30 protein-coding genes are annotated in these 26,114 nt (G+C 69.9%); 13 read left to right on the top strand and 17 right to left on the bottom strand.

Features of this window, described 5'->3' with window-relative positions:
• Window positions 1–13 precede the first annotated feature (13 nt).
• Together AC1RN5_RS13940 and AC1RN5_RS13935 are read right to left on the bottom strand one after the other, a co-directional pair.
• Complete coding sequence (locus AC1RN5_RS13940) at window positions 14–1,852, bottom strand: arginine--tRNA ligase (RefSeq protein ID WP_493041753.1); 1,839 nt, start codon at window positions 1,850–1,852, stop codon at window positions 14–16.
• A complete protein-coding gene (locus tag AC1RN5_RS13935; protein ID WP_421934630.1) occupies window positions 1,849–2,541 on the bottom strand; it encodes a Tat pathway signal sequence domain protein in 693 nt (230 codons plus the stop codon). The genes AC1RN5_RS13940 and AC1RN5_RS13935 overlap by 4 nt, the downstream gene beginning before the upstream one ends.
• Before the next feature lie 124 nt (window positions 2,542–2,665).
• Here AC1RN5_RS13935 and ispH point away from each other — a divergent pair, with 124 nt between their 5' ends.
• The 5 genes from ispH (at window position 2,666) to AC1RN5_RS13910 (ending at window position 6,428) form a co-directional block, all read left to right on the top strand.
• Complete coding sequence (ispH, locus tag AC1RN5_RS13930; RefSeq protein WP_493041752.1) at window positions 2,666–3,628, top strand: 4-hydroxy-3-methylbut-2-enyl diphosphate reductase; 963 nt, start codon at window positions 2,666–2,668, stop codon at window positions 3,626–3,628.
• Window positions 3,628–4,401: a class I SAM-dependent methyltransferase gene (locus AC1RN5_RS13925; protein ID WP_493041751.1), complete on the top strand. Its 774-nt coding sequence runs from the start codon at window positions 3,628–3,630 to the stop codon at window positions 4,399–4,401. The genes ispH and AC1RN5_RS13925 overlap by 1 nt, the downstream gene beginning before the upstream one ends.
• A gap of 34 nt (window positions 4,402–4,435) precedes the next feature.
• A complete protein-coding gene (gene thrB, locus AC1RN5_RS13920; RefSeq protein ID WP_493041750.1) occupies window positions 4,436–5,401 on the top strand; it encodes a homoserine kinase in 966 nt (321 codons plus the stop codon).
• Window positions 5,398–5,850: a ribonuclease HI gene (rnhA, locus tag AC1RN5_RS13915; protein WP_493041749.1), complete on the top strand. Its 453-nt coding sequence runs from the start codon at window positions 5,398–5,400 to the stop codon at window positions 5,848–5,850. Before thrB ends, rnhA begins: the two co-directional genes overlap by 4 nt.
• Before the next feature lie 77 nt (window positions 5,851–5,927).
• Window positions 5,928–6,428: a MarR family winged helix-turn-helix transcriptional regulator gene (locus tag AC1RN5_RS13910; protein ID WP_493041748.1), complete on the top strand. Its 501-nt coding sequence runs from the start codon at window positions 5,928–5,930 to the stop codon at window positions 6,426–6,428.
• Here the strand turns inward: AC1RN5_RS13910 and AC1RN5_RS13905 are convergent.
• The 3 genes from AC1RN5_RS13905 to AC1RN5_RS13895 are packed head-to-tail and all read right to left on the bottom strand — an operon-like array spanning window position 6,391 to window position 8,305.
• Window positions 6,391–6,852 carry an NfeD family protein gene (locus AC1RN5_RS13905; RefSeq protein WP_493041747.1) on the bottom strand — a complete coding sequence of 154 codons (462 nt, stop codon included), beginning with the start codon at window positions 6,850–6,852 and terminating at the stop codon, window positions 6,391–6,393. The two genes, AC1RN5_RS13910 and AC1RN5_RS13905, sit on opposite strands and share 38 nt — an antisense overlap.
• A gap of 4 nt (window positions 6,853–6,856) precedes the next feature.
• A complete protein-coding gene (locus tag AC1RN5_RS13900; RefSeq protein WP_421934623.1) occupies window positions 6,857–7,834 on the bottom strand; it encodes an SPFH domain-containing protein in 978 nt (325 codons plus the stop codon).
• Between the two features lie 30 nt (window positions 7,835–7,864).
• Entirely contained in the window at window positions 7,865–8,305 is a 441-nt protein-coding gene (locus AC1RN5_RS13895; protein WP_493041746.1) for a TIGR02301 family protein, read from the bottom strand.
• Between the two features lie 128 nt (window positions 8,306–8,433).
• Between AC1RN5_RS13895 and AC1RN5_RS13890 the strand changes: the two genes are divergently transcribed.
• Entirely contained in the window at window positions 8,434–8,913 is a 480-nt protein-coding gene (locus AC1RN5_RS13890; protein WP_493041745.1) for a hypothetical protein, read from the top strand.
• A gap of 9 nt (window positions 8,914–8,922) precedes the next feature.
• Here AC1RN5_RS13890 and AC1RN5_RS13885 read toward each other — a convergent pair whose 3' ends face one another.
• A complete protein-coding gene (locus AC1RN5_RS13885) occupies window positions 8,923–9,855 on the bottom strand; it encodes a LysR family transcriptional regulator (RefSeq protein WP_493041744.1) in 933 nt (310 codons plus the stop codon).
• A 122-nt stretch (window positions 9,856–9,977) separates the two neighbouring features.
• On the opposite strand from AC1RN5_RS13885, the gene AC1RN5_RS13880 reads away from it, so the two are divergent.
• Complete coding sequence (locus AC1RN5_RS13880; RefSeq protein ID WP_493041743.1) at window positions 9,978–10,676, top strand: pirin family protein; 699 nt, start codon at window positions 9,978–9,980, stop codon at window positions 10,674–10,676.
• A 66-nt stretch (window positions 10,677–10,742) separates the two neighbouring features.
• Window positions 10,743–11,342, top strand: a complete 600-nt coding sequence (wrbA, locus tag AC1RN5_RS13875; RefSeq protein WP_493041742.1) for an NAD(P)H:quinone oxidoreductase — start codon at window positions 10,743–10,745, stop codon at window positions 11,340–11,342.
• 259 nt (window positions 11,343–11,601) lie between these two features.
• Here wrbA and AC1RN5_RS13870 read toward each other — a convergent pair whose 3' ends face one another.
• Together AC1RN5_RS13870 and AC1RN5_RS13865 are read right to left on the bottom strand one after the other, a co-directional pair.
• A complete protein-coding gene (locus AC1RN5_RS13870; protein ID WP_493041741.1) occupies window positions 11,602–12,579 on the bottom strand; it encodes an NAD(P)H-dependent flavin oxidoreductase in 978 nt (325 codons plus the stop codon).
• An 80-nt stretch (window positions 12,580–12,659) separates the two neighbouring features.
• Window positions 12,660–13,445, bottom strand: a complete 786-nt coding sequence (locus AC1RN5_RS13865) for an SDR family NAD(P)-dependent oxidoreductase (RefSeq protein WP_493041740.1) — start codon at window positions 13,443–13,445, stop codon at window positions 12,660–12,662.
• Between the two features lie 145 nt (window positions 13,446–13,590).
• Between AC1RN5_RS13865 and AC1RN5_RS13860 the strand changes: the two genes are divergently transcribed.
• Complete coding sequence (locus AC1RN5_RS13860; protein WP_493041739.1) at window positions 13,591–14,382, top strand: glutathione S-transferase family protein; 792 nt, start codon at window positions 13,591–13,593, stop codon at window positions 14,380–14,382.
• A gap of 100 nt (window positions 14,383–14,482) precedes the next feature.
• Here AC1RN5_RS13860 and yaaA read toward each other — a convergent pair whose 3' ends face one another.
• The 5 genes from yaaA to AC1RN5_RS13835 are packed head-to-tail and all read right to left on the bottom strand — an operon-like array spanning window position 14,483 to window position 19,474.
• Window positions 14,483–15,265: a peroxide stress protein YaaA gene (gene yaaA, locus AC1RN5_RS13855; protein WP_493041738.1), complete on the bottom strand. Its 783-nt coding sequence runs from the start codon at window positions 15,263–15,265 to the stop codon at window positions 14,483–14,485.
• Window positions 15,266–15,271: 6 nt separating this feature from the next.
• The gene (locus tag AC1RN5_RS13850; RefSeq protein ID WP_493041737.1) at window positions 15,272–16,681 is read right to left on the bottom strand and encodes an FAD-binding oxidoreductase; all 1,410 of its coding nucleotides are present in this window, start codon (window positions 16,679–16,681) and stop codon (window positions 15,272–15,274) included.
• Window positions 16,682–16,706: 25 nt separating this feature from the next.
• Entirely contained in the window at window positions 16,707–17,594 is an 888-nt protein-coding gene (locus tag AC1RN5_RS13845; RefSeq protein ID WP_493042139.1) for an L-threonylcarbamoyladenylate synthase, read from the bottom strand.
• Between the two features lie 17 nt (window positions 17,595–17,611).
• Window positions 17,612–18,865: a YceI family protein gene (locus AC1RN5_RS13840; protein ID WP_493041736.1), complete on the bottom strand. Its 1,254-nt coding sequence runs from the start codon at window positions 18,863–18,865 to the stop codon at window positions 17,612–17,614.
• A gap of 3 nt (window positions 18,866–18,868) precedes the next feature.
• Window positions 18,869–19,474, bottom strand: coding sequence for a YceI family protein (locus tag AC1RN5_RS13835; protein ID WP_493041735.1), 606 nt, complete (start codon window positions 19,472–19,474; stop codon window positions 18,869–18,871).
• A gap of 157 nt (window positions 19,475–19,631) precedes the next feature.
• On the opposite strand from AC1RN5_RS13835, the gene AC1RN5_RS13830 reads away from it, so the two are divergent.
• A complete protein-coding gene (locus tag AC1RN5_RS13830) occupies window positions 19,632–19,805 on the top strand; it encodes a hypothetical protein (protein WP_493041734.1) in 174 nt (57 codons plus the stop codon).
• A 52-nt stretch (window positions 19,806–19,857) separates the two neighbouring features.
• Window positions 19,858–21,600, top strand: a complete 1,743-nt coding sequence (locus AC1RN5_RS13825) for an acyl-CoA dehydrogenase family protein (RefSeq protein ID WP_493041733.1) — start codon at window positions 19,858–19,860, stop codon at window positions 21,598–21,600.
• A gap of 181 nt (window positions 21,601–21,781) precedes the next feature.
• Here AC1RN5_RS13825 and AC1RN5_RS13820 read toward each other — a convergent pair whose 3' ends face one another.
• Both AC1RN5_RS13820 and AC1RN5_RS13815 read right to left on the bottom strand, forming a co-directional pair.
• On the bottom strand, window positions 21,782–22,423 hold the full coding sequence (locus AC1RN5_RS13820) for an NrsF family protein (RefSeq protein ID WP_493041732.1): 642 nt from the start codon (window positions 22,421–22,423) through the stop codon (window positions 21,782–21,784).
• Window positions 22,410–22,958 (bottom strand): sigma-70 family RNA polymerase sigma factor, encoded by a 549-nt coding sequence (locus AC1RN5_RS13815; protein ID WP_493041731.1) that lies wholly within the window; start codon window positions 22,956–22,958, stop codon window positions 22,410–22,412. Before AC1RN5_RS13815 ends, AC1RN5_RS13820 begins: the two co-directional genes overlap by 14 nt.
• 124 nt (window positions 22,959–23,082) lie before the next feature.
• Here AC1RN5_RS13815 and AC1RN5_RS13810 point away from each other — a divergent pair, with 124 nt between their 5' ends.
• Complete coding sequence (locus AC1RN5_RS13810) at window positions 23,083–23,769, top strand: DUF1223 domain-containing protein (protein ID WP_493041730.1); 687 nt, start codon at window positions 23,083–23,085, stop codon at window positions 23,767–23,769.
• On the opposite strand, the gene AC1RN5_RS13805 is transcribed toward AC1RN5_RS13810, so the two are convergent.
• Complete coding sequence (locus AC1RN5_RS13805) at window positions 23,770–24,954, bottom strand: amidohydrolase family protein (protein ID WP_493041729.1); 1,185 nt, start codon at window positions 24,952–24,954, stop codon at window positions 23,770–23,772.
• A 14-nt stretch (window positions 24,955–24,968) separates the two neighbouring features.
• Between AC1RN5_RS13805 and AC1RN5_RS13800 the strand changes: the two genes are divergently transcribed.
• Window positions 24,969–25,571: a DNA-3-methyladenine glycosylase gene (locus tag AC1RN5_RS13800; RefSeq protein ID WP_493041728.1), complete on the top strand. Its 603-nt coding sequence runs from the start codon at window positions 24,969–24,971 to the stop codon at window positions 25,569–25,571.
• Here AC1RN5_RS13800 and AC1RN5_RS13795 read toward each other — a convergent pair.
• Complete coding sequence (locus AC1RN5_RS13795; RefSeq protein ID WP_493041727.1) at window positions 25,568–26,050, bottom strand: peroxiredoxin; 483 nt, start codon at window positions 26,048–26,050, stop codon at window positions 25,568–25,570. The two genes, AC1RN5_RS13800 and AC1RN5_RS13795, sit on opposite strands and share 4 nt — an antisense overlap.
• Window positions 26,051–26,114 lie beyond the last annotated feature (64 nt).

Genomic DNA, 26,114 nt, shown 5'->3' with positions numbered 1-26,114 from the left:
ACCGCTTTCTGCTCTACATCCGGGCGGGTGCGGCGATCCCCAGCAGGTCCAGGGCCTGCTCCAGCTGGCGCAGGGTGGTGTCGGCGAGCGCCAGTCGCGACGCGCGCAGCACGGGCTCGGCCGACAGGATCGGGCAGGCGGCGTAGAAGCGGCTGAAGGCCTGGGCCAGCTTGAAGGCGTGCTCGGCCACGAAGTGCGGGGCGCGCTTGTCGTAGGCGTCGTTGAGCGCCTGGTCGAAGGCGTCCAGCAGCAGGACCAGATCCCGCTCGGCCGGGTCGGAGACGGTGATGGGGCCGGTCTTGACCCCCTCGCCCTCGGCCTTGCGCAGCAGGGATTTCACCCGCACCGCCTGGTACAGCAGATAGGGGCCGGTCTTGCCCTCGAAGCTGGAGAAGCGGTCCAGGTCGAAGACGTAGGACGTGCCGCGGAAGTTCTGCAGGTCGGCGAACTTCAGGGCCGCGACGGCCACCTTGTGGGCGGTGTCGTCGAAGGCGTCGGGGTCGAGCTCGGCGCCCAGATCGGCCTCCCGCAGGCGCTCGCGCGCCTTGGTGCGGGTCATTTCGATCAGGTCGTTGAGCTTCAGCACCCCGCCTTCGCGGGTCTTGAAGGGCTTGCCGTCGGGGCCGTTCATGGTGCCGAAGCCGATGTGCTCCAGGCTTCCCTCGGCCGCATAGCCGGCCAGGTAGGCGGCGCGGAACACGGTGGCGAAATGGTCGGCCTGACGCTGGTCGACCACGTAGAGGACGTGCTCCGGATCGAAGCTGCGCTGGCGGTCGAGCACGGTGGCCAGGTCGGTGGTGCCGTACATCGCCGAGCCTTCGGAGGACACCACCAGCAGCGGATCGGGGCTGGGCGCCACGATCACGGTCCCGTCGGGCAGCTTCTTCTTCTTGGTCTCGCCCTCGCGAGCCACGCGGATGATCCGCGCGCCCTGGTCGTCCACCAGCAGGCCCTTGGCGTCGAGTTCCTTGATCATCGGGGCGATCAGGTCGTCGACGTCGCTCTCGCCCTTCCAGAGGTCGAAATCGACTCCCAGGGCGTGGAAATCCCGCTCCAGGGCGACCTTGGTCACCCGGGCGAAATGCCGCCACAGCAGGTGATAGCCCGGGACCTTGGCCTGGAGTTCGGCCGTCAGCCGGCGGGCCCGGTCGCGGTATTCGGGGTCGGCCTTGCCCTTGGCGGCGGCCTCCGGATAGAGGCGGTCCAGATCCTCCAGGCTCACCCGGTCCTGCAGGGCGGCGAAGGCGGTCTTCTCCTCCTCCGGCGTCACCGGCCGGCCGCGGCCGTTGAGCTGCTCCACCAGGGCCTTGATGAAGGGGTCCTCGTCCATGACGGCGCCGATGATGAGGCCCATCTGGTAGCCCCAGTCGCCGAAGTGGGCGTCGCCCACCACCATGTCGCCCCGGAACCGGAAGATCCGCTTGATGGCCTCGCCGATGATGGAGGACCGCAGGTGGCCCACATGCATCGGCTTGGCGACGTTGGGCCCGGCATAGTCCACCAGGATCCGGCGCGAGGTGGCGACCGAGCCCGCCCCCAGGCGGGGGTCAGCGGCGATCTCGTTGGCGCGCGCCGACAGGGCGGCGTCGGAGACCCGCATGTTGATGAAGCCCAGGCCGGCGATCTCCACCACCGACAGGCGCGGATCGGCGGCCAGCATGGCGGTGACGCCGGCGGCGATCTCGCGGGGATCGCGGCGCGCGCTCTTGGCGGCCGCCAGGGCGCCGTTGCATTGGAAGTCCGCCAGGTCGGGCCGGTCGGACGGGGTCACCCGGCCCAGCTCGGCCGGCAGACCCGCGGCGGCGAAGGCGGCGGCGACCGCTTCGCTCAGGCCCCGTTTCAGATCACTCATTGACGGTCGGGAGTCCCCGTCGCGGCCACGGCGCCCGTGCCGGCGTTCACCCGGAAGCGCTTGCCGTCACGGTTGAAGGCGGCCATCTGCGGCGTCACGTCGAAGCCGACGAGCACCTCGAAATTGGCGCCGCTGGTGGTGTCCTTGGCGCGCGGAATGACGATCTGGGCCATCTTCTCGGTGACATAGACCCGATCCTGGCCAGGCGCGAAGGTCACCGGCAGGTCGAAGTACTGCTTGGCGATCACCGCCTCGTTGCGCTTGGTCACCGCCACCCAGTAGCGATAGGTCTTGGAGGAGCCCTGGGCCTGCGGGCCGCGGCCCAGCTCGAACAGCACTTCCATCTGGACCTGGATCGGATCGGACTCCTTGTACTGGCAGCCCGCCGAGATCCCCTGGATCTCGCCGGAATAGCCGACATTGGCCGAGGCTTCCTTGTTGTCCTTGAACTCGATGTAGCGGCCCGCGTCGTAGAGCACCTTCACGAAGGGGCACGGTCCGGCGTTGCGCAGGGCCTGCAGCGGCGCCTGAACGTCGTTCCATTCTTCCTTCTGCTTCTTCTTCTTGGCCGCCTCCTGCTCCTGACGCTGCTGGTCGCCGCCGCGGCGGGCCTGCGCCATGGCGAGGTCGGGAAGGGTGGTGGCGGCCGCGAGGAACGCGCAGGCGGCCAGCAGGAGGGAACGGCGCATGGGGTCGTCCAGAACAGAGAGAGTTGTCGCGCGGGGGTCCGCACGGTCGGACCTCTACTACTGACTATCGATTGAGGCCGCAACGCGGCTGGCGGCGGAAGCCTCGGACGCCTAGTTTGGGGTCATGTCCGAACCTGCCCGCCCCCGCCCCCCGCTGACGGTCCTGCTCGCCACCCCGCGCGGCTTCTGCGCCGGGGTCGACCGCGCCATCCAGATCGTCGAGCGCACGATCCAGAAGTACGGCGCGCCGGTCTATGTGCGCCACGAGATCGTCCACAACCGCCACGTGGTGGACCGGCTGAAGGCGCTTGGCGCCGTCTTCGTCGAGGAGTTGGACGAGTGCCCGGTCGACCGGCCGGTGGTGTTCTCCGCCCACGGCGTGCCCAAGTCGGTGCCCGCCGACGCCAAGGCGCGCAAGATGCTCTATCTCGACGCCACCTGCCCCCTGGTCTCCAAGGTCCATGTCGAGGCCCAGCGCCACTATGACGCCGGGATGGAGATCGTGCTGATCGGCCACGCCGGCCATCCGGAGGTCGTGGGCACCATGGGCCAGCTGCCCGAGGGCGCGGTGACCCTGATCGAGACCGTGGAGGACGCGCGCGCCTTCACCCCGAAGGATGCGAGCAACGTGGCCTTCGCCACCCAGACGACCCTGTCGGTGGACGACACCGCCGCCATCGTGGCGGCCCTGCGCGAGCGCTTCCCGGAGATCGCCGCGCCGCACAAGGAAGACATCTGCTACGCCACCACCAACCGCCAGGAGGCGGTGAAGAGCGTGGCCGCCCGCAGCGACGTGCTGCTGGTCCTGGGTTCGGCCAATTCGTCCAACTCGGTGCGCCTGGTGGAGGTGGCCAAGCGCGAGGGGGTGGCCCAGGCCCACCTGATCGACGACGCCTCCTTCCTGGACCTCGCCTGGCTGGAGGGCGCGCGGACGGTCGGCGTCACCGCCGGCGCCTCGGCCCCCGAGGTCCTGGTCCAGGGCCTGATCGACCGGCTCGGCGAGACCTTCGAGGTCACCGTGGAGGAGGTCGACGCCGCCCGCGAGACCGTCAGCTTCAAGCTGCCCCGGGTGCTGGTGGAGGGCTGATGTCCACGATCCGCGCCCTCGCCAGCTACGCCCCGCCGCCCCTGCGCCGCGCGCTCTCGGGCCTGTGGCTCGACATCAAGAGCCTGCCGACGCGACGGCCGGGCGATCCGTGGAGCGTGATCCACAATGTCGGCAATGGCGACCACCACGCCATCGGCCTGCAGGCCGTGGGCTGGCTGCGGACCTATGGCGGCCTGCGCCCCGGCGACACCCTGCTGGACATCGGCTGCGGCACCGGGCGGATGGCCGCCCATCTGACCGACCATCCCTATACCGGCTTCGATCTCTCGAAGGCCGCCATCGGCATGTGCCGGCGGCGCTATCCGCAACTGAACTTCGTCCACCTCGACATCTGGAACGGCGACTACAACCGGTCCGGGACCCTGGCCGAGGACGCGGTGGTGTTTCCGGCGGCCGACGGGTCCATCGATGTGGCCTTCGCCATGTCGGTCTTCACCCACATGCGGTTCGGTCCGGTGCGGCACTATCTGGAGGAGGCCCGCAGGGTGCTGAAGCCGGGGGGCCGCTTCGCCTTCACCGCCTTCTCGCCCCGGCCCGCCGAGGCGCCGCAGTTCGACTTCCAGCCCTATGACGCCACCTCCAGCGTCGTGGATGCGCGCAGCCCGGAGCGGGCCATCGCCCACGACGCGGCGGCCCTGACCCAGGCCATCGCCGCGGCCGGCCTCGAGGTGGTCTCCTTCCATCGCGGGAACTGGGCGCCGCCGAGCGACTATGACGGCGGCCAGGACCTCTGGGTGGTCTCCAAGGCTTGACGCCCGGGCCGGCCTCCCCCATCCCGGCGCCAGCATGGCCGTTTACACCGACATCACCGACGAGGAGCTCGCCCTCCTGCTCGCCGACTACGACCTCGGGACGCCGGTGGCGTTCAAGGGCATCGCCGAGGGGGTGGAGAACTCCAACTTCCTGCTGGAGACCACGGTCGGGCGCTATTTCCTGACGGTCTACGAGAAGCGGATGCGGGAGGAGGAACTGCCCTTCTTCCTCGACCTCATGCTCTGGCTGGCCCGGCACGACTATCCCTGCGCCGCGCCCATGACCGATCGCGCCGGCCAGACCATCAAGCGGGTGCGGGGCAAGCCCGCGGCCATCGTCGAGTTCCTGCCCGGCCTGTCGGTGCGACGCCCCACCGCCGCCCACTGCCGCGAGGCCGGCGAGGGCCTGGCCCGCCTGCACCTGGCGGCCCAGGGCTTCCCGGGGACGCGGGCCAACGACCTGGGCCAGGAGGCCTGGGCGCCGCTGTTCGCGACCCTGCGCGGGGCCGCCGACGACCTCAAGCCGGGCCTGGCGGCCACCATCGGCGCCGACCTCGACCGCCTGGCCAAGGCCTGGCCCGAGGGCCTGCCCGCCGGCATCGTCCACGCCGACTACTTCCCCGACAACGTCTTCTTCAGCGCCGGCAAGTTCGCCGGCGCTATCGACTTCTATTTCGCCTGCGTCGACGCCCTGGCCTACGACATCGCCGTGGCGCTGAACGCCTGGTGCTTCGAGGCCGACGGCAGTTTCAACATCACCAGCGCCCGCGCCCTGGTGGCTGGCTACGAGCGCCACCGCCCCCTGAGCGCCGCCGAGCGCGCCGCCCTGCCGATCCTGGCCCACGGGGCGGCCATGCGGTTCTTCCTGACCCGGCTGGAGGCCTGGGGGGCGACGCCGGCCGGCGCCCTGGTGCGCCCCAAGGACCCCCTGGAATACGAGCGCAAGCTGGCCGTCCATCGCGAGGCGCCGGACCTGGTGCTGTTCGGGGACCCCGCGTGACGCCGAAGGTGGTGATCTATACCGACGGCGCCTGCTCGGGGAATCCGGGGCCGGGCGGCTGGGGCGCCCTGCTGATCTCCGGCGGCCACCGCCGCGACATCTGCGGCGGCGAGCCCGACACCACCAACAACCGCATGGAGCTGATGGCCGCCATCCAGGCCCTGGAGGCGCTGAACAAGCCCTGCGACGTCGAGCTCCACACCGATAGCACCTATGTCATGAAGGGCATCTCGGAGTGGATCCACGGCTGGAAGAAGCGCGGCTGGAAGACCGCCGACAAGAAGCCGGTGAAGAACGAGGACCTCTGGCGCCGGCTCGACACCGCCCGCGAGCGACACAAGGTCGACTGGCGCTGGGTCAAGGGCCACGCGGGTCATGAACTGAACGAACACGCCGACGCCCTGGCGGGCCGCGGCCTGAAGGAAGCCCTGGCCGCCAACCGGCGTTAGGCGAATCCGCGCGCCGCCCTTGCGGTCCTTCCCGGCGCAACCCATATCGTTCACGGTTGAACGATATGGAGGCGCGCATGACGACGCCCACCCCCCTCCGCAACGCGCCGCTGGCCCACGATCACCCCTATGTGGAGGTGTTCGGCGAGATCGGGATGATCGAGCACTATCTGCGCATGGCGGTCTGCCGCCACCTGCCCGAGGGCATGACCCACGCCCACTTCGAGCTGCTGCGCTGGTTCATGCGCCATGGCGACGGCCAGACCCCGGCGGAGCTGGCGCGCATCATGCTGATGACCAAGGGCGCGCTCACCAACATCCTCCAGCGGATGGAGGCCATGGACCTGGTGGCCGTGCTGGCCGACACCGCCGACCGCCGCAAGAAGCGGGTGAAGATCACCCGCACCGGGATCGAGACCGCCACCGCCGTCATGAAGGCGATGAAGGCCAAGACCGAGGCCCTGCGGGATGGTTTCACCGACAACGAGTTCCGCGCGGTGACGCCCTTCCTCAAGGCCCTGCGCAGCTTCCTGGCCGAGATCAGCGAGCCGGACGCACCCGCAGCCGCGCTCCGCTGACGCCGGTCACCTCCACCGCCGCCCCGCGGGCCAGGGGCTGGTCGTCGTCGAGATCGGCGGCCCACTCCTTGCCGTCGATGAACACCCGGCCCGCGCGGTCGTGGAAGTTGGCGATCGCCTTGCCATGGTGGCCCACCAGCCGGGCCACGTTGTCGTTGATGTCGTCGGCCTCGCCAGCCTGCCGCGCCGGCCAGAACCGCCGCGCCAGCAGGGTGGTGACGATGGTCAGGCCGGCATAGAGGCCGACGGCGCCCACCCAGGGCAGGCCAAACAGCGCCACGGCCACGGCGGTCGCCGCCGCGCTCGCCGCCGGCCACAGCAGCCAGCCCGAGCCGGTGGCCACCTCGGCGGCCAGCACCAGGGCCCCGATTGCCGCCCATACCCAGAACGGATTGGCGACCGCCAGCTGGATCAGGCCCTCCACGGGGTCAGCTCCCCGCCTTGGGAACCGCCGTCGCGCGCGGCGGCGAGGGCGGTCGCGGCGGCGGCGGACGGTCGGACTGGATGGTCTTCACCAGCTCGCCGATTCCGGCGATTGAGCCGACGATGGAGCTCATGTCGGCCGGCACGATGACCGTCTTCTGCTGCGGGCTCTCGGCCAGCTTGGCGAAGGCCTCGACGTATTTCAGGGCCACGAAATAGTTGATGGCGTTGACGTCGCCGCTGGCGATGGCGTCAGAGACCAGCTTGGTGGCGGTGGCCTCGGCGCCGGCCGCCCGTTCGCGGGCCTCGGCGTCGCGGAAGGCGGCCTCGCGGCGGCCTTCGGCCTGCAGGATGGCCGACTGCTTGGCGCCCTCGGCCACGGTGATCGCCGCCTGCTTCTCCCCGTCGGCCTCGGTGATCACCGCCCGGCGCTCCCGCTCGGCCTTCATCTGCCTCGCCATGGCGTTGGTGATGTCCGGCGGCGGCTGCAGGTCCTTGATCTCGATGCGGGCCACCTTCACCCCCCACGGGCTGGTGGCCTGGTCGATGACATCCAGCAGGCGGGTGTTGATCTGGTCGCGCTGGCTCAGCACCTCGTCCAGCTCCATGTTGCCCACCACCGTGCGCAGGTTGGTCATGGTCAGCTGGGTGATGGCATAGTCGAGATTGGTGACGCGATAGGCCGCCGCCGCGGCGTCCATCACCTGGATGAAGACGATTGCGTCCACCTGGACCGAGACGTTGTCCTTGGTGATCACGTCCTGGCGCGGCACGTCCAGCACCTGCTCCATCATGTTGATGCGCCGCCCCACGCCTTCGACGAAGGGGGTCAGGAAGGAGATGCCGGGCTTGAGGGTGCGGGTGTAGCGGCCGAACCGCTCGACGGTGTACTCGCGGCCCTGGGGCACGATCTTGATGGCGCCCAGCACGATCACCAGGGCCAGGATCAGGAAGGCGATCGACGCGATTGTCGCAGCAGCCATGACAACGTCTCCGAGTGTCCGGAGACGACCTTAGCGTGCCGAAGGGGCCGTCGTCTCGCCTGCCGCGTTCAATTCGAAGATGGTGGGCGGCGCCTCGCGCTCGGTCTTGATCATCACCTTGGCCAGGCGGTTGGAGAGGTCCACGCCATGGTTGGCGGCGGCCATCTCGGCCCGGCGGCTGGCCGGGGTGCAGGCCTGGAACTCGCTCTGTCGGGAGGCGAAGCCGGTGTTGAAGCTTTCCTTCAGGCGACGGTCCAAGGCCTCGTCAGGCTTCTCGGCGGCCACCATGTTGATCATGCGGGTGCGCCAGTACTGGTCCTCGATCCCGGCGCAGGCCTGGCGCAGGGCGTGGCTTTCCCCCAGCACATAGGCGAGGTCCACCAGGTTCTGGCGCAGGGCCGGGCTGCGGTCCTGGGCGAGGGCCGGGAAGGCCAGGGCGGCGAGCGCGAACGGAAGCATCAGACGGCGCATGGCTCTACTCTAGGAGAGGGGCCGCGCCCTTGTCATCCCGGCGCGCGCGGCGGGCGAGCGCCATTCTCCTGCCGCCGGATGCGGGGAATTACGCTATGCCCACGCTTCGCATCGCCCAAGGAAGACCCATGCGCACCGTTCCCCTCGCCGTCGCCCTCGCCGCCCTGGCGGTCGCCGCCCAGGCCGCCACCCCTGCCAAGACGCTGTTCGACGTGCGCGATCCCGCCGCCCTGGTCACCCTGCTGAAATCGATGAACGCCAAGGCGGAGATCGCCAAGACGGCGGGGACCGAGGTCTTCGTCAATGTGGAGACCCCCGGCGGGGATTTCGGCGCCCAGTACGTGGACTGCGACGCCAAGGGCAAGGCCTGCCACGCCCTGATCTTCACCACCGCCTTCTCGGCCAAGGGGGTGAGCTTCGCGGAGATGAACAGCTTCAACAAGGGCCAGGTGGCCTGCCGCGGCTTCATCGCCGACGACGGCAAGCCGAACGTCGCCTACGCCACCCTGGTCAATCTGCGGATGACCGCCGACGAGGTGAAGCAGCACATCGGCGTCTGGCAGGGCTGCCTGGGATCCTTCGCGGAGTTCACCAAGGGCGCGGAATAGGCGGCAGGACTAGGTCTTCTCCAACTCCTCCGCCACGGCCCAGGGCGCCGTCGCCAGGCGCTGCGCCAGGAAGTCGTACAGCACCCGCACGCGGGCTGGCCGCAGCCGCCCGGGCGGCGAGACCAGGTGCAGGGCGATGGGCGGGGTGCGCCAGTCGCACATCACCGGCTCCAGGGTCCCGTCGGTGAGCTCCTGCCAGATCAGGAACTCCGGCTGCAGGGCCAGGCCCAGACCTTCGCGCAGGGCCGGTCCCAGGGCGTCGGAATTGTTGACCTTCAGAGGCCCGCTCACGCTCACCGCCTGCTCCCCCTGGGTGGGGTGCGTGAACCGCCAGACCTCCGGCGTCAGGACATAGGCGTAGGTCAGGGCCTTATGCAGCATCAGGTCGCGGGGATGGGTCGGCCGCCCGTGGGCCTGGAGATAGGCGGGCGAGGCCACCAGCACGATCCGCACGGCGCACAGCCGGCGCGCCAGCAGGGAGGAGTCCGGCAGGGCGCCGATCCGCAGGCCCAGATCGAACCCCTCCCCCACCAGGTCCACCTTCTGGTCGCTGAGGCTGAGGTCGATGGAGACATCGGGGTAGAGCTTCAGGAACTCCAGGATCAGGGGCGCCACGTGCCGCACCCCGAAGGACATCGGCGCGGCCAGCCGCACCAGCCCTTGGGGCGTCGCCGACTGGGCGGCGGCCTCGGCCTCCACCGCCTCGCCCTCGGCCAACAGGCGCTGCGCCCGCTCCAGGGCCGTCCGCCCGCTCTCGGTGAGGGACAGCTTGCGGGAGGTGCGGTGGAAGAGGGTGGTCCCCAGCCGGCCTTCCAGCCGCGCCACGGCCTTGGAGACCGTGGCCTTGGAGAGCTCCAGCTCGGCGGCGGCGCGGGCGAACGCGCCGGTCTCGGCCACCTTGGCGAAGATGGCCCAGGCCTCGAAGTCGGGAAGACGTGGCATGGCGATTTCCGAAACGATCTGTTTCCATCGTTTCTATTTCGGATTGAGTGGGGATGGCTACCTTGATCTCAACAGCGGCGCGACGGCTTGCCGCGCGTTCCTCAAGATCAGGAGACCACGAGATGATCGAACGCAGATCCTTTGACTCCCTCGGCGGCGCCAACCACGGCTGGCTCGACGCCAAGCATCACTTCTCCTTCGCCGAATATTACGACCCCAAGCGGATGGGCTGGGGCCCTCTGCGCGTCTGGAATGATGACCGCATCGCGCCCAATTCCGGCTTCCCGCCGCACCCCCACGCGAACATGGAGATCATCACCTATGTCCGCACCGGCGCCATCACCCACCAGGACAGCCTGGGCAACACCGGTCGCACCGAGGCCGGCGACGTCCAGGTGATGAGCGCGGGCTCGGGCATTCGCCACGCCGAGTTCAACCTGGAGAGCGAGCCCACCACCCTGTTCCAGATCTGGATCCAGCCCAACAAGACGGGCGGCGAGCCGAGCTGGGGCGCCAAGCCCTTCCCCAAGGGTGACCGCGCCGGGAAGTTCGTGACCCTGGCCAGCGGCGTGGAGGGCGACACCGACGTCCTGCCGATCCGCACCAATGGCCGGGTCGTGGCCGCCACCCTGAAGGCCGGCGAGACCGCCGAATACGAGCTGGGCGCCGACCGCTTCGGATACCTGGTGCCCGCCACCGGCTCGGTGGAAGTCAACGGCGTGACCCTGAAGGCCCGCGACGGCGCGGCGATCCGCGATGAAGCCACGGTGCGCGTCACCGCCCTGGAGGACGCTGAACTCGTCCTCGTCGACGCCGCCTAACTCTCTGTCCTTACCGCCCCGGTGAAAGCCGGGGCGGCCCTCCCCTCCCCGATCGGAACCCCTCCCATGACCAAGGTCCTCGTCCTCTATCACTCCGCCTACGGGCACGTCGAAGCCATGGCCAAGGCCGTGGCCGAAGGCGCCCGCGCCACCGGCGCCACGGTGGACATCAAGCGCGTCCCCGAGACCGTGCCCGAAGAGATCGCCAAGGCGGCCCACTTCAAGCTCGACCAAGAGGCTCCGATCGCCAGGATCGAGGACCTGGCCGACTATGACGCCATCATCGTGGGCGTCGGCACCCGGTTCGGCCGCATGAACTCGCAGATGGCGTCCTTCCTCGACCAGGCCGGCGGCCTGTGGGCCAAGGGCGCCCTGAACGGCAAGGTGGGCGGCGCCTTCACCTCCACGGCCACCCAGCACGGCGGCCAGGAAATGACCCTGTTCTCGGTGATCACCAATCTGCTGCACTTCGGCATGGTGGTGGTGGGGCTGGACTACGGCTTCGCCGGCCAGATGACCCTCTCCGAGGTCACGGGCGGCAGCCCCTATGGCGCCTCGACCATCGCCGGCGGCGACGGATCGCGGCAGCCCAGCGAGAACGAACTGGAAGGCGCCCGCTACCAGGGCCGCAAGATCGCGCAGACCGCCGCCAAGCTGGCGGCCTAGCGAATAGGCCGTCGTTCCGACCTCCCCGGAGGACGACGGCCAAGGCCGCCGCGGCTGACCCCCAGCTCGGTGGCGCACGAGGGGTGGAGGCGCCGCACACACCGCGCCTCCACCCTGATCGTCTTGATGTGAGAGCCTCCCTCCCCTTCATGGGGAGGGTGGACGGGGCGGGACGCCGGACGGGTGGGGGATCTTGCCGGTACGCCCCAACCCAGCCGCTATCGCGGCCTGCCCCTCCCCATGAAGGGGAGGGAGGTGACTACGCCGTGACCTTCACCACCAGCTTGCTGGCCCGGGCCAGGGCGGCTTCCGCCTCGGAGACCAGGTTGGCGACGATCTGGGCGGCCGGCAGCACCTCGTGGATGCCCCCCGCCGACTGGCCCATGGCGAAGCAGGACTTGTCGGGGTCGAGGCCTTCGATCTGGCCGCCGATGCCGCCCATGACGCCGGCCTGGGTGGAGATCATCGCCTGCATGGGGAAGGGCTGGATGTCCTGCGGACGGGTCTCCCAGTCCTCGACATAGGGGTTCTTGCGCACCCGCATCGGCTTGCCGGAATAGGACCGCGTGCGGACGGTGTCCTCGTCGGCCGCCTCGACGATGGTCTGGCGGTAGAGTTCGCCGGCATGCGCCTCGTGGCTGGCGATGAAGCGGGTGCCCATCCAGACGCCGACGGCGCCCAGGGTGAGCGCCGCGGCCAGGCCGCGTCCGTCATAGAGGCCGCCCGCCGCCACCACCGGAATCTTCACGGCTTCCACCGCCTGGGCCACCAGGGGCATGGTGCCGACGAGACCGGTATGGCCGCCGCCCTCGCCGCCCTGGCAGATGACCGCGTCGCAGCCGGCCTGCTCGGCCTTGACCGCGTGCTTCACCGCCCCGCAGACCACCATGACCTTCAGCCCGGCCTTCTTGAGCTTCTCCATGATCGGCATGGGGACGCCCAGACCGGCCACGAAGCTGGAGGCGCCCTCCTCGATGATGATCTCCACCGAGGCCGTCAGGCTCTCGGGCGAAGCCGCCAGCAGGTCGACGCCGAAGGGCTTGTCGGTCAGGCTTTTGACCTTGCGCATCTCGTCGCGGATGAAGTCGGGCGTGCGCCCGGCCATGCCCAGCACGCCATAGCCCCCGGCGTTGGAGACCGCGGCCACCAGCTCGGCATAGGAGACGCCCCCCATGCCGGCCAGCATGATCGGATGCTTGACCCCCAGGAGGTCGCAAAGCGGAGTGTGCAGGGTCATGGCGTTTTCTCCCGAAGTCTCGTTGCAGGCAGGATGGCGCCACGGCCTCCGCAAGGAAACCGTGACCCAAGGTCAGCGGATCAGAAGATCCCGTAGCCGCCGTCGATCAGGAAGCTGTCGCCGGTGTGGAAGGCCGAGGCGTCCGACGCCAGATAGACCGCCATGCCGCCGAAGTCCGCCGGCTGCCCCCAGCGGCGCATGGGCACCCGCTTGATCACCGCGTCGTTGAACTTGTCGTTGCCCTGGGCGCCGGCCGTCATGTCGGTGGCGATCCAGCCGGGCAGGATGGCGTTGGCCCTCACGCCATAGCGGGCGTGCTCCACGGCGATGGCGCGGATCATGGAGATCACCGCCCCCTTGGTGGCGGCGTACGCCTCGTTGCGCGCCGCGCCGTCGAGGGCCGACAGGGAGGAGATCACCACCAGCGAGCCGCCGGCCTTATCGCCCGATCCCGCCCGCTCGACCATGTGCTTGCAGGCCTCGCGGAAGGTGAAGAACACCCCGTCCAGGTTCACCGACAACACCTTGCGGTAGGTCTCGGTGGGGAACTCGGAGAAGGAGGACGCGCCGCCGCCGATGCCCGCGTTGGCGATCACGGTGTCCACGCGGCCCATCTTGGCCACGGCCTCAGCCATGCCGGCCCTCACCGCCTCTTCGTCGGCCACATCCACCACCTGGGTCAGGACCCGGACGCCCGCGCCCTTGAGCTTGGCCTGGGCGTCGGCGTTCTTCTTCCCGTTGGAGCCCCAGATCACCACGTCGGCGCCGGCCTGGGCCATGGCCTCCACCATGCCAAATCCGATGCCGCCATTGCCACCGGTGACAAGGGCCACCTTGCCGGTCAGGTCGAAGGGTTTGTAGGCCATGGCGTCTGCTCCCGATCTCGTTTCTGACGATTATTGGGACGACAGAGGCGATGTTGACGCCCGGTCCGTCAAGCCGCGGCCAGCCATTTGACTTCCCCGGCGGCGGGGGCTCCCGATGGGACAGAGACGTCCCGGGAGGACCGCCATGCTCACCCTCTATGACCATCCGCTCTCGCCCTACGCCCAGAAGGTCAAGATCGCCCTGCGCGAGAAGGGCCAGGCCTTCCAGGCCGTGGCCCCGGGCGGCCTCGGCGCCGGCGGCGCCCAGGGCGACTTCCTGGCGGCCAACCCCCGCGCCGAGGTGCCGGCCCTGGTGGACGGCGAGGTGGCCGTCTTCGATTCCACCATCATCCTGGAATATATCGAGGACCGCTGGCCGACCCCGCCCCTGCTGCCGGCCAGCCCCGCCGAACGCGCCCGGGTGCGGATGCTGGAGGAGGTGATGGACACCCACTTCGAGGCCATCAACTGGGGGCTCTCGGAGATCTACTGGTTCGGCCGCGCCGAGGGCGATCTGGCCCAGGCCCTGATCGCCAAGGCCGCCGAACAGACCGCCGGCTTCTTCGCCTGGCTGGAAGGCCAGCTGGCCGACCGGCCCTGGTTCAACGGCGAGCGCTTCGGCTGGGGCGACCTGTCGGTCGTCCCCTATCTCAACGGCTCGGTGGGCCACGGCAATCCGCCGGCAAAGGGGAGCAGACTCGCCGACTGGCTGGCCCGCGCCAACGCCCGGCCCTCGGTCGCCGAGACCACCCAGGAAGCCGGCGCCGCGGCGGCGGCCTCGGCCATGCCCAATGTGGCGGAGCTGGTGAAACAGGGCCTGTTCAAGCGGGAGTACCGCGACCACCGCCTGGAATGGATGATCAAGAGCGGCGGCGCCCAGGTGGTCATGGACGGCCTGGCCCGCGACAACATCCGCTTCAGTCCGACCTTCGGCTAGAGCGCTTCCCGCTCGACCTGGATCAAGTCAGGCGATCAGGAAGAGCGACCAAGTCAAGAATCTAGAGCCCCGTTTCGATCCATTCGAAACGGGAACAGCTCTAGGCGGTGTTCAGCGGCGGCTGCGGACGGGAGAAGACCCACTCGGTCTCGCTGGAGGCCTGGGGCTGGAAGCGGTAGCCCTCGCTGTCGAAGGCCTTCAGGTCGCTGGCTTTTTCGATGCGGTGGTCGACGGCGTAGCGGGCCATCAGGCCGCGGGCCTTCTTGGCGTAGAAGCTGATCACCTTGGCCTGCCCGTCCTTCTCCTCGACGAAGCGGGGGGAGACCACCGGCAGCTTGAGCGCCTTCAGGTCGACGACTCCGAAATATTCCTGGCTGGCGCAGTTCACCAGGGTCGGGTCCTTGTGGCCCTTGGCCTGATCGTTCAGCGCCTCGGCGACCTTGTCGCCCCAGAAGGCGTAGAGGCTCGGGCCGCGCCTGGTCTTCAGCCGCGTGCCCATCTCCAGCCGGTAGGGCTGGATGCCGTCGAGGGGCCTAAGCAGGCCGTAGAGTCCCGACAGGATGCGGACGTGGTCCTGGGCGAAGGCCAGGGCCTTCCTGTCCAGTTCGCGGGCCTTGAAGCCGGTATAGACGTCGCCGTTGAAGGCGAAGGCCGCCTGCAGCCCCTCCTCCATGGCCGGATCGAAGGCCTGGAACCGCTCGCGGTTCAGTTGGGCCAGGTTGTCCGACAGGCTCATCAGGCGCTTCACCTGGGCCACGGTCAGCTTGCGGGTGGTCTCCGACAGCAGGGCGATGTCGTCGGCCATCTCCGGCGTGGTCATCGGCAGGGGCTTGTCCGGCGCGGCGAAGTTCATCGCCTTGGCGGGGGACAGGACAATCAGCATGGCGGCTCAGAAGAAGACGCGGGGATTCATGATCCGCTTGGGGTCCAGGCTTTGCCGGATCGCGCTGAGCGCCGCAACCTCCACCGGGCTCTTATAGCGCCGGGCCTCCTCGGTCTTCATCGCGCCCAGGCCGTGCTCGGCGGAGATCGAGCCGCCCATGCTGGCCGCGATATCGTGGACAATCCGCGAGCCCTCATTGCGCCTGGCCGAATGGGCCGCGTCGTCCCCGCCGTCGGGACGGATGACGTCGTAGTGGATGTTGCCGTCGCCCACGTGGCCGAAGGCGGTGATCCGGCAGCCCGGGGCGAAGGCCTCCATGGCCGCCGTCGCCTCGCCGATGAACTTCGCCACCTGGCTGACGGGAACTGAGATGTCGTGTTTCCAGGTCGCGCCCTCGGGCTTCTGGCCGGGCGACTGGTTCTCCCGCACCGACCAGAAGGCCTTGGCCTGGGCCTCGCTCTGGGCGATGGCGGCGTCGAGGATCAGGCTGTCCTCCAGGGCCTTGCCCAGCAGACGCTCCATGGCCGACTCCGCCGCGCCGGGTTCGCCCGAGGCGATCTCGATCAGCACGTACCAGGGATAGGCCTGGTGCAGCGGATCGCGCTGGCCCGCGATATTCTTCAGCACGAACTCGACGCCCCGCCGGCCCATCAGCTCGAAGGCCTCCACCGCCCCCCCGGCCTCTTCCTTGGCCCGCACCAGCAGCTGGATCGCCACCTCCGGCGACTCCACCGCCGCCACCGCCGTGGCGCGGCTGGCCAGGATGGGGAACAGCTTCAGGCTGGCGGCGGTGACGACCCCCAGGGTGCCTTCGCCGCCGATGAACAGCTGTTTCAGGTCATAGCCGGTGTTGTCCTTGCGCAGGCGCTTCAGGCCGTTCCAGATCTCGCCATTGGGCAGCACGGCCTCCAGGCCCAGCACCAGGTCCCGGGTGTTGCCGTAGCGCAGCACCGCCGTGCCGCCGGCGTTGGTCGACACGATCCCGCCGATGGTGGCCGTGCCCTCCGAGGCCAGGCCCATGGGGAACCGGCGGCGCACCTGCAGGGCCGCCTCGTGGACGGCCGCCAGGGTCACCCCGGCCTCGGCCACGATCACGTCATCGAAGGCGTCCACGTCGCGGATCTGCGACAGCCGCTCGGTGGAGAGCAGGATCTCGCCCTGGGGAATCTGGCCGCCCACCAGGCCGGTGTTGCCGCCCTGGGTGGTGATCGGCACGCCCGCCTCATGGCAGATGCCCACCACCGCGGAGACGTCGGCGGTGGTCCTGGGCAGGGCCAGGAGCGGCGTCGTCCCCTTCCAGCGGTCGCGCCATTCCAGCAGCTTGGGCGCCAGGCGCTCGGGCTCCTGGCTCCACCCGCCCTCGCCGAGCACGGCCTTCAGGCGGGACAGGACGTCGGCGGGGACGGAGATGGTCATAGTTACTAAGCTACTCCCGATGGCCCTAGCCGACAAAGCCCGCGGCGCGGCTCAGGCGGTCATTGATGGCCTCGCCCAGACCCTCGGCCGGGATCGGGGCGACAGCGATGGCGACCGGCTTCGTGCGGTCGGCGGCGCGCAGGAAGGCGAACAGATTGGCGGCGGCCTCGCGCAGGTCGCCGCTCACGCTGAGGTTCAGGATATTGCCGGTCACGTCAGTCGGACCGAAGGCCAGGTAGGCTTCCCCCCGCGCCGGCGCCTCGGCGTTCAGCCTGACGGGGGCCTCGGGCGAATAGTGCCGCGCCAGCCGGCCGGGCGAGCGCTTGGCGTCGTCCTCGGCTTCGGCCAGCGGCCCGATCACGGCCTCGATCTGGTCGCGCGTCACCGCGCCCGGCCGCAGCAGGCGCGGCTGGTCCAGCAGGGCGACCACCGTGGATTCCAGGCCCACCGCGCAGGGCCCGCCGTCGAGGGCGGCGGCGGCCTTGTCGCCGGTCTCCTCCATCGCGTCGCCGAAGGTGGTCGGGCTGGGCCGCCCCGAGCGATTGGCCGAGGGCGCCACGACCGGGCCGCCGAAGCGGGCCAACAGCTCCCGGGCCAGGGGGTGGGCGGGCACGCGGATCGCCACGGTCTCCAGCCCCGCCCGCGCCAGGTCGCAGACCACCGTGTCGGAGGCGATGGGCAGGACCAGCGTCAACGGCCCGGGCCAAAAGGCCCGCGCCAGCGCCCGCGCCCGGTCGTCGAACAGCGCCAGGCGCTCGGCCGTCGCCAGGTCGGCCACGTGGCTGATCAGCGGATTGAACCGTGGACGGCCCTTGGCCTCATAGATGGCGGCCACGGCGGTGGGGTTGGCCGCGTCGGCGCCCAGGCCATAGACGGTCTCGGTGGGCAGGATGACCAGCGCGCCAACGCGCAGGGCCGCGACGGCGGTCTCTATCGGGTCGCCGTGAGCTGGACGCTCACCTTCACCTGTGCGGGAATCTGATCGGTCGCCTGCCACTCGCCCTGCCCCACGCCGAAGGCGGTCCGGTCGAGGCTGGTTACACCGCTCATGCGCGCCTTGTCGCCGTCGATCTTCAGGGTGAAGGGCAACCGCACCGGTTTGGTGACCCCCCGCAGGCTGAGCTTGCCTCGGGCGACATAGCGGTCGCCGCCAACCGATTCGAACCGATCGGCCGTGAAGATCGCCTTGGGATGGGTGGCCACGTCGAAGAAGTCGGCGCCCGGCAGGGCCGCGTCGCGCTGGGGATCGCCCGTGGCGACGGAGGCGAGATCGATGGTCACCCGGGCGTGGCTGCGGTCCAGGGCGTCGGGGGAGAAGGCGATATCCGCCGTCCACTGGTCGAACCGTCCCTCCAGCGCCTGGCCGCCCCAGGAGCTGGAGAAGCCGATGGCCGAACCCTTGGACACGGTCCACTTCGAGGGCTCGGTGGGGGTCTCGGCGACCTCCGCGACGGGCGCCGGCGTCGGCATCGGCGCGACGGGCGCGGGCTCGGCCACCTGGGCCGCCGGCGGCGGCAGGGGCGCCGAGGCCGGGGGCCGGGGATGGATCAGCCAGGCGCCGCCGATCGCCGTGGCGACGCCGAGCGCGATCAGCAGCAGGCGCGGCTCCAGCCAGCGGCCGGCCCGGGCGCCGGGCGCCATGCGATGCAGGACAGGCTCGTCGCGGCTGAACAGCTGGTGCTTCAGGGCGCCGGCCACGTGCAGGCCGATCAGGATGTAGAATCCCCACCCCAGGGTTTCGTGGGTCTCGTGGGCCGCGCCGTTCCAGACGGCCTTTCCGGCGGTGGGCAGTTCGGCCAGGCCCGGGACGTGGGGCCAGGGGATCAGACCCCAGAGCACCGTCGGAATGCCGGTCTTGCTGGTGGAGACCATGATCCAGCCGGTGATCGGCATGCCGATCATCAGGGCGTAGAGCCCCCAGTGCACGGCCCTCGACAGCCACAGCTCCCAGACCGCCAGGGTCGCGGGCTCCGGCGGCGGGGGGTTGGCGATCCGCCAGCCGAGCCGGGCCAGGCTGAGGACCAGGATGGTGATCCCCACCGACTTGTGCAGCTGGATCAGGGCGAAGGCTTCGGGCGTCTTCAGGTCGTGGAAGCGCCAGGGCAGCTGCATCTGGAACAGGATCGCCGCGGCGATCAGCCAGTGCAGGACGATGGCCGGGACTGTGTAGCGGTCGCGCCTCATGGCCTACTTCTTCACGAACTCGACCTCGAACAGCAGGTCGAGGTCATCGCCGGCGAACTGGCTCATGGTGGTGACGCCGAAGTCCGAACGCTTGAGATGGGTGGTCCCGGAAAAGCCGATCCGCGTGCCGGTCCCCAGCATGCCGGGGCCGACGCCGTTGAAGGTGACGTCCAGCACCACCGGCTTGGTCACCCCGTGGAAGGTGAGGTCGCCGCTGACCGTCCCCTTGCCATCGACGCCCTCGGCCTTGGTGGAGACGAAGGTGATGGCCGGATACTTGGCGCTGTTGAAATAGCTGGGGCCGGCGATGGTCTTGTCGAAATCCGGCAGGCCGGTGTTGATCGAGGTGGGATCGACCGTGATCGTCACCTTGGTGTCGCCCCAGGTCGCCGGATCGTAGGTGAAGCCGCCGTCGATGCGGTCGAAGCGCATGGTGAACTTCGAGAAGCCCCCCATGTGCGGGACCTTCACCAGCAGGCTGGCGTGCCGCTTGTCGAGGGCGTAGTCGCCGGCCGGGACCTTGGCGGGATCCTGGCTGGCGGGATTGGCCAGGGCGGTGGTGGCCAGGCCAAGGGCGAGGCCCAGTCCGAGAAGTGCCGTGCGGATCATCTGAGCCCTCCAGAGCCTGCGCCATAGACCGACATGGTCGCGCTTTCGCGAGGCCGAAAGACGGCGAGGGACACACGAAGCCGTGACCGGGGCTGCCGCCGGTGGGAACCGGTGCGCGCGCCGGCGCCTTCCTTTCGCGAGTCGATTGGAGAACGCCATGGACAAGCCACCGCAGACCGCCGGCCGAGAGGCCAACGCCGCCCAGGACCTCGGCGACCGCAAGGGCCTGGTCTCGGACAAGGGGACCCAGCGCACCGGCGAGAAGTCCCGCCGCGCCGCGGGCCCCGACGGGCCGGACGCTGGCGTCGTCGGAGCGACCTTCAAGAAGTAGCCGCGCCGGACGCCAGGAGCTACACAGCGGCCCAGAGCTTCAGGAGCCGCCCATGTCCTTCCGCGCCCCGGTACGCGACCTCGCCTTCGCCCTCAAGACGGTCGGCCACTCGGCCCTGATGGCCCAGGCCTTCCCCGACCTGGACGAGGATACGGTCGTGGCCGTGCTGGAGGCCGCCGGCGCCTTCGTGGAGAGCGAGCTCGCCCCCCTGAACCGCGCCGGAGACACGCAGGGCGCCAAGTACGCCAACGGCAAGGTCACCGCCGCGCCGGGCTTCGCCGCCGCCTATCAGGCGTTCGTGGCCGGTGGCTGGAACGCCCTGTCGTCGGACCCGGAATATGGCGGTCAGGGTCTGACCGGAGCCCTAGGTCTTGCCGTGTTCGAGATGGTGCATGCCGCCAACATGGCGTTCGGCCTCTGCCCCATGCTGACCCAGGGCGCCATCGAGGCCCTCGCCCTGCATGGCACCGAGCGCCAGAAGCGCCTGGTCCTGCCCAGGCTGGTCAGCGGCGAATGGACCGGCACCATGAACCTCACCGAACCCCAGGCGGGCTCGGATCTCGCCGCCGTCGCCACCCGGGCCGAGCCCGACGGCAAGGGCGGCTACCGTCTGCACGGCCAGAAGATCTTCATCACCTGGGGCGACCACGACGCCGCCGACAACATCTGCCACCTGGTCCTGGCCCGGCTGCCCGACGCGCCTCCGGGGGTGAAGGGCATCAGCTTGTTCCTTGCCACCAAGCGGCTGGTGGACGATGACGGAAATCTCGGCGACCCCAACCACCTGCGCGCCGGCTCCATCGAGCACAAGCTGGGCATCCACGGCTCGCCCACCTGCGTCATGCTGTTCGAGGGCGCCCAGGCCGAGCTGGTGGGGGAGGTCAACAACGGCATCGCCCACATGTTCATCATGATGAACGCCGCCCGCCTGCAGGTGGGCGTCCAGGGCGTGGCCATCGCCGAGCGGGCCTTCCAGCAGGCGCTGGCCTTCGCCCAGGAGCGCAAGCAGGGCCGCGCCGCCTGGAGCGCCGACGGCGTCATCTACGGCCACCCCGACGTGCGCCGTTCCCTGATGCTGATGAAGGCCAAGATCGAGGCCGCTCGCGCCATCTGCCTGTCGACCGGCGTGCTGAACGACGTGGCCCGGCTGGCGACCGATCCCGCCGCCCGCGCCGTGGCCAAGGCCCGGGCCGAGCTCTTCACCCCCATCGCCAAGGCTTGGTCCACCGACATCGGCGTGGAGGTCGCCTCCCTGGGGGTGCAGATCCACGGCGGCATGGGCTTCATCGAGGAGACCGGCGCGGCCCAGCACTATCGCGACGCCCGCATCGCCCCGATCTATGAAGGCACCAACGGCATCCAGGCCATCGACCTGGTGGGCCGCAAGGCGCCGATGGAGAACGGCGGGGTCATGGACGCGCTGGCCGCCGAGATGCACGCCACCGCCCAGGTGCTGAAGGGCTCCCCCGGCCTGGAGGGCGTGGGCGCGCGCCTGGACGCCGGCGTCGCGGCCCTGGAGCGGGCCACCGACTGGATCCTGGCCAACCGCGGCCCCACGGCCCTGTCGGGCGCCACCCCCTATCTGAAGCTCGCCGGGGACGTGGTGGGCGGCTGGATGCTGGGCCTGCAGGCCCTCGCCCTGGCCGGGGCCACGGACGACTGGGGGATGAGCAAGGCGGCGCTCGCCCGCATCTATGCCAGCCAGGTCCTGGCCCAGGCGCCGGGCCTGGCCGAAGGGGTCATGGAGGGCGCGGCCGACTATGAGAGCGTCAGCGCCCACGCGCTGGCGGGGTAGTCACTCTGTGTCATCCCGCATGCAGCGGCGAAGCCGCGGAAGTGCGGGACCCAGATGTGCGGGGCGTGCCTGAGGGATCGGTGAGTATGGGTCCCGCACTTCCGGCCTGCGGCCTACATGCGGGATGACACTGGGGGCTTGTTCGTGCCGTTCGTGAGGTTGGCGGTTCAAGAATCGGTGATCACCAGCGCAGCAGCCGCCGCCCCACCAGCGCCCCCAGCATCGCCACGGCCGCCATGCCCGCCGTGTACCAGATGGCGATGAAGGCCGCGGCGCTCTCGTTGCAGTGGAAGGCGTAGATCCAGGCGCCCATGGCCCCCGCGCAGCCCCCGGCCACCAGGCCCGACAGCACCAGGCGGGTGGGCGCCAGGCCGCGCAGGGCCCAGACGGCGCCGGCCAGGATCGGCAGGCTGAGGATGACGATGCGCCAGGGGCAGACCTCGGCTGAATCCCCCATCAGCATCGCCTGCCGGGCAGCCGCGTCGGCGCCGGCCAGCCGCACCACCGCCATCAGCCCCACCAGGCCGAAGGGGGCGGCCAGCGCCCAGGCCAGGGTGCGCACCGAACCGCCCGGCCTCGCCACCCGGATCAGGGCCGCGGCCAGGACCGCCGAGCAGGCCAGGGTGTAGGCGAACTTCATCCAGAACATCGTCCCGGTCATGGCGTCCATCAGGTCGGGCCGCACCCCCAGCCAGACCACCATCAGCAGGGCCGAGAAGAAGGCTCCGCAGGACAGGCCGATCAGGACGCGGCGGGTCACCCACCAGGGCGGGGCCGGCTCCAGATTGGCCGACAGCCGATCGATCAGCTCATCGGTTTTCATCGGCGCCTCCGAACCGGGCGGTGAGCGCCTTCAGGCCCCGGTGGACGGCGACCTTCACCGCCGTCTCGGACAGGCCGTGCTTCTCGGCGGCCTCGCGGGTCGACAGTCCCTCCACCTTCACATCGCGGATCAGGGCCTGGGTGCGGACCGAAACCTCCGCCAGGACCCGGTCCAGGTCGCGCTTGACCACCAGGTCCTCGGCGCCGCCGTCGGTGAACAGACCGTCGGCCTCCTCCAGAGGCGAGGAGGGCCGAACCTTGGCCCGCCGCAGGTGGTCGATCATCTTGTAGCGCGCGATGGCGTAGGCCCAGGCGGTGAAGGGCTGCTGCGGATCATAGGTGGCGCGTCGGGTGTGCACGGCGATCAAGGTTTCCTGGACGAGGTCTTCGGCCTCCGGCGTCCCGAAGCCCAGCCGCCGCGCATAGTACCGGCGCAGGAGCCGTCCGAGCTCCCCCAGCAGGGCGCGATGCGCCGCGGCGTCGCCGGCCAGGCCGGCGAGCATCAAGGCCCGCAGTCGCGCTTCGGTCTGGTCCACGTGTCTGCCTCAGGTACGCGGCGACGGAGGTTTTCGTTACATTGAGCCGAGCTGTAACCGAACGCCAGGGCGCGGCGAACCTGTCGAGGACCGCGCCGGACGGGCGCGCAATGGAGCACCATCCGTGCGATCGAGCCACATCCTGGCCCTGGCCCTCGGCCTGGCCGCCGCCCTCCCCGCCCAGGCCCAGCCCGCCCGGCCGCTCACCGTGGTGGAGCTGTTCACCAGCCAGGGCTGCTCGTCCTGCCCGCCGGCCAACGCCAACCTGGCCAGGGTCGCCGACCGCCCCGACGTGCTCGCCCTCTCCTTCGGGGTCACTTACTGGGACCAGCTCGGCTGGAAGGACACCTTCGCCAGCAAGCCCTACACCGACCGCCAGTGGGCCTACGCCAGGGGCCTGCATCACACCCAGGTCTGGACGCCCCAGGTGGTGATCAACGGCCGCGCCGACGTGGTGGGGACCCGGCTCGGCGAGATCGAGGGGGCGGCCCGCAGGGTTCCCCTGGCCGGCGGCCCACGGCTCTCCGTCTCCGGCGGCACGGTGACCATCGGGGCCGGCAAGACGACAAAGGCCGACGTCTGGCTGGTGCGCTATGACCCCGCCGTCGTCCAGGTGCCGGTCAAGCGCGGCGAGAACACCGGCAAGACCCTGCCCCACCGCAACGTGGTGCGCGAGCTGACTCGGCTTGGCGCCTATGGCGGCCAGGTCCTCACCTACCGTCTGCCGGCGGGCGCCGATCCCAGACTGAAGACCGCCATCCTGGTCCAGGCCGGCCCCGGCGGCCCGATCCTGGCGGCGGCGAAGACCTGACTACTCCGCCGCCATCAGGGCCGGATGATCGTGCAGGGCGGGGTCCAGCCCCTTGCCCATCAGGTCGATGAAGTTGTCGCGGTAGAAGGCCCGCTTGGCGGCGTCCGAGGCGCCGTCGAGCGCGTCATTGAACCGCTTCAGCGGATTGCGGCCGCCCTCCACATGGGGAAAGTCCGACGAGAACAGGCACATCTCCGGCCCGGAATTGGCGATGATCCACGCGGTGTCCTCGTGCGGATAGGGGGTCACGCGGAGCTGACGGCGCAGGATCTCGCTGGGCTTGGCTGAGAGCCTCTGCAGCCGTTCCTCCTTGCCGAAGGCCGCGGCGCCCGAATCCATGAACCGCATCAGGCTGGGCAGCCAGGAGGCCCCCAGCTCGATGGCCCCGAACTTGAGGCGCGGGAAGCGGTCGAACACCCCGTCGATCACCAGGGCCGAGAGGGTCTGCCAGACCGACAGCGGGATCGCCATGAAGGTGAGCGAGGTGAAGTTCTCCGCCCCGCCGTGGAAGTCCAGGACGCGGGGGCCGCCGTTCTCGAGATAGGCCTCGTGCATCTTCTCCTCGCCGCCGACGTGGAACAGGATCGGCACGCCGGCCTCCTGGGCCACGGCCCACAGCGGGTCGAGGCCCGCATGGCTCGGCGAATGGTGCGGCGGATGGCGCGAGGGGATGATCAGCCCCTTGCACCCCATCTCGATGGCCTCGCGGGCGATGTCGGCCGCCCGGTCGAGATCCACCAGGGTGACATAGCCGGTGGCCAGCAGGCGGCGGTCCACCGAGCAGAAGTCGGTCATCATGCGGTTGTGGGCCCGCGCCCCGGCGACGGCGAGCTCGACCTCCCCCATCTCCTCCAGGCCGTAGTTGCCGAGCGCCGCGGTGGTGAAGACCAGTTGGCTGGCGAAGCCCAGCATATCCAGCGCCTTGGGCCGGTCGGTGTTGCGGAACGCCCCCAACGCCTGGAAGTTCTTGCGCAGGAGCAGGTTGGCCTCGTCCCCCGCGCGGAACTCCGGATCGTCGTGCAGGGCCTGGGCCTTGGCCGACCATTCGACCAGGGTGTTCTTCTTGGCGGTCTTCTCCGCGAAGGCTTCGCGGTGGCGGGCCTCCACATAGGGGATTATGGCGCCCGGAAGCTCCATGACGTGGCTGTCGGCGTCATGGATGGTCTGGCCCTCGACATAAGGCATGGCGTTCTTCCCTGATGACGGCTTCTTTTCTTCCCCACAGTTCGAACCCAAGCGGCCGGGACGTCAAGCTGTTCGCCCGCCACCCGGCGGCGGTGGCCCGCGACCTGATCGGCATGGTCCTGACCGTGGACGGGGTCGGCGGACGTATCGTGGAGACCGAGGCCTACCACCACGAGGACCCGGCCTCCCACGCCTTCACCGGACCCACGGCGCGCAACGCCGCGATGTTCGGCCCCATCGGCCACGCCTATGTCTATCGCTCCTACGGCCTGCACTGGTGCCTGAACCTGGTCTGCGGGGAGGAACCCGGCAGCGCGGTCCTGATCCGCGCCCTGGAGCCCATGGCGGGGATCGATCTCATGCGCGAGCGGCGGGGCGTGGAACCTCTGCACCTGCTTTGCTCCGGCCCGGGACGCCTATGCCAGGCGCTGGGCGTCACCCGCGAACATGACGGCGCGCGGCTGGACGCTCCGCCCTTCGACCTGGAGCCCTCGATGCGAGAGTGGGAGATCGCCGTGGGACCGCGCATCGGCCTCACCAAGGGGGTGCAGACCCCCTGGCGCTACGGTCTGGCCGGCTCGAAGTTCCTGAGCCGGCCGTTCCCGAAATCGTTCTAGAGCTGGGCCAGCAGGTAGTCGGCCGCCGAAACCTTGAATTCGCCGGGGGCCTCGACGTTCAGCTCCTTCACCACGCCGTCATCGACGATCATGGAATAGCGCTGCGAGCGCAGGCCCAGGCCGAACTTGCTGGCGTCCATGTCCAGGCCCACGGCCTTGGTGAAGTCGCCGGCCGGGTCGGCCATCATCAGCATGGTGTCCATGACGCCCTGGTTCTCGCCCCAGGCCTTCATGACGAAGGCGTCGTTCACCGACAGGCAGACGATGGAGTCGACGCCCTTGCCCTTGATCTGGTCGGCCAGCTCCTTGAAGCCGGGCACGTGCTTGGCCGAGCAGGTGGGGGTGAAGGCGCCGGGGACGGCGAAGAAGGCGACCTTCTTGCCGCCGAAGATCTCGTCGGTGGTCATGGGCTTGGGGCCTTCGGCGGTCCCGGCGACGAGGTTGGCGCTGGGCAGTTTGTCGCCGACTTTGATGGTCATGGTCTCTCTCCCGTGATGGTCTTGAAGACCAGATAAACCCGCGGGGGCCGGGTTCAACGCAGAA

The organism is Phenylobacterium sp. GW821-FHT12F10 (assembly GCF_058806695.1).
The sequence above is the reverse complement of the archived record's forward strand: the minus strand, read 5'-3'. Positions and strand labels throughout refer to the sequence as shown.

Excerpts from the sequence above, each read along its gene's own strand:
- AC1RN5_RS13800 (WP_493041728.1), top strand. The coding sequence starts at position 24,969 with ATGACGGCTTCTTTTCTTCCCCACAGTTCGAACCCAAGCGGCCGGGAC.
- AC1RN5_RS13925 (WP_493041751.1), top strand. The coding sequence starts at position 3,628 with ATGTCCACGATCCGCGCCCTCGCCAGCTACGCCCCGCCGCCCCTGCGC.
- thrB (WP_493041750.1), top strand. The coding sequence starts at position 4,436 with ATGGCCGTTTACACCGACATCACCGACGAGGAGCTCGCCCTCCTGCTC.
- AC1RN5_RS13880 (WP_493041743.1), top strand. The coding sequence starts at position 9,978 with ATGATCGAACGCAGATCCTTTGACTCCCTCGGCGGCGCCAACCACGGC.
- AC1RN5_RS13865 (WP_493041740.1), bottom strand. The coding sequence starts at position 13,445 with ATGGCCTACAAACCCTTCGACCTGACCGGCAAGGTGGCCCTTGTCACC.
- AC1RN5_RS13840 (WP_493041736.1), bottom strand. The coding sequence starts at position 18,865 with ATGAGGCGCGACCGCTACACAGTCCCGGCCATCGTCCTGCACTGGCTG.
- AC1RN5_RS13935 (WP_421934630.1), bottom strand. The coding sequence starts at position 2,541 with ATGCGCCGTTCCCTCCTGCTGGCCGCCTGCGCGTTCCTCGCGGCCGCC.
- AC1RN5_RS13860 (WP_493041739.1), top strand. The coding sequence starts at position 13,591 with ATGCTCACCCTCTATGACCATCCGCTCTCGCCCTACGCCCAGAAGGTC.
- AC1RN5_RS13825 (WP_493041733.1), top strand. The coding sequence starts at position 19,858 with ATGTCCTTCCGCGCCCCGGTACGCGACCTCGCCTTCGCCCTCAAGACG.
- ispH (WP_493041752.1), top strand. The coding sequence starts at position 2,666 with ATGTCCGAACCTGCCCGCCCCCGCCCCCCGCTGACGGTCCTGCTCGCC.
- wrbA (WP_493041742.1), top strand. The coding sequence starts at position 10,743 with ATGACCAAGGTCCTCGTCCTCTATCACTCCGCCTACGGGCACGTCGAA.
- AC1RN5_RS13870 (WP_493041741.1), bottom strand. The coding sequence starts at position 12,579 with ATGACCCTGCACACTCCGCTTTGCGACCTCCTGGGGGTCAAGCATCCG.
- yaaA (WP_493041738.1), bottom strand. The coding sequence starts at position 15,265 with ATGCTGATTGTCCTGTCCCCCGCCAAGGCGATGAACTTCGCCGCGCCG.
- AC1RN5_RS13805 (WP_493041729.1), bottom strand. The coding sequence starts at position 24,954 with ATGCCTTATGTCGAGGGCCAGACCATCCATGACGCCGACAGCCACGTC.
- AC1RN5_RS13940 (WP_493041753.1), bottom strand. The coding sequence starts at position 1,852 with ATGAGTGATCTGAAACGGGGCCTGAGCGAAGCGGTCGCCGCCGCCTTC.
- AC1RN5_RS13850 (WP_493041737.1), bottom strand. The coding sequence starts at position 16,681 with ATGACCATCTCCGTCCCCGCCGACGTCCTGTCCCGCCTGAAGGCCGTG.
- AC1RN5_RS13885 (WP_493041744.1), bottom strand. The coding sequence starts at position 9,855 with ATGCCACGTCTTCCCGACTTCGAGGCCTGGGCCATCTTCGCCAAGGTG.
- AC1RN5_RS13795 (WP_493041727.1), bottom strand. The coding sequence starts at position 26,050 with ATGACCATCAAAGTCGGCGACAAACTGCCCAGCGCCAACCTCGTCGCC.
- AC1RN5_RS13900 (WP_421934623.1), bottom strand. The coding sequence starts at position 7,834 with ATGGCTGCTGCGACAATCGCGTCGATCGCCTTCCTGATCCTGGCCCTG.
- AC1RN5_RS13890 (WP_493041745.1), top strand. The coding sequence starts at position 8,434 with ATGCGCACCGTTCCCCTCGCCGTCGCCCTCGCCGCCCTGGCGGTCGCC.
- AC1RN5_RS13830 (WP_493041734.1), top strand. The coding sequence starts at position 19,632 with ATGGACAAGCCACCGCAGACCGCCGGCCGAGAGGCCAACGCCGCCCAG.
- AC1RN5_RS13895 (WP_493041746.1), bottom strand. The coding sequence starts at position 8,305 with ATGCGCCGTCTGATGCTTCCGTTCGCGCTCGCCGCCCTGGCCTTCCCG.
- AC1RN5_RS13835 (WP_493041735.1), bottom strand. The coding sequence starts at position 19,474 with ATGATCCGCACGGCACTTCTCGGACTGGGCCTCGCCCTTGGCCTGGCC.
- AC1RN5_RS13910 (WP_493041748.1), top strand. The coding sequence starts at position 5,928 with ATGACGACGCCCACCCCCCTCCGCAACGCGCCGCTGGCCCACGATCAC.
- AC1RN5_RS13820 (WP_493041732.1), bottom strand. The coding sequence starts at position 22,423 with ATGAAAACCGATGAGCTGATCGATCGGCTGTCGGCCAATCTGGAGCCG.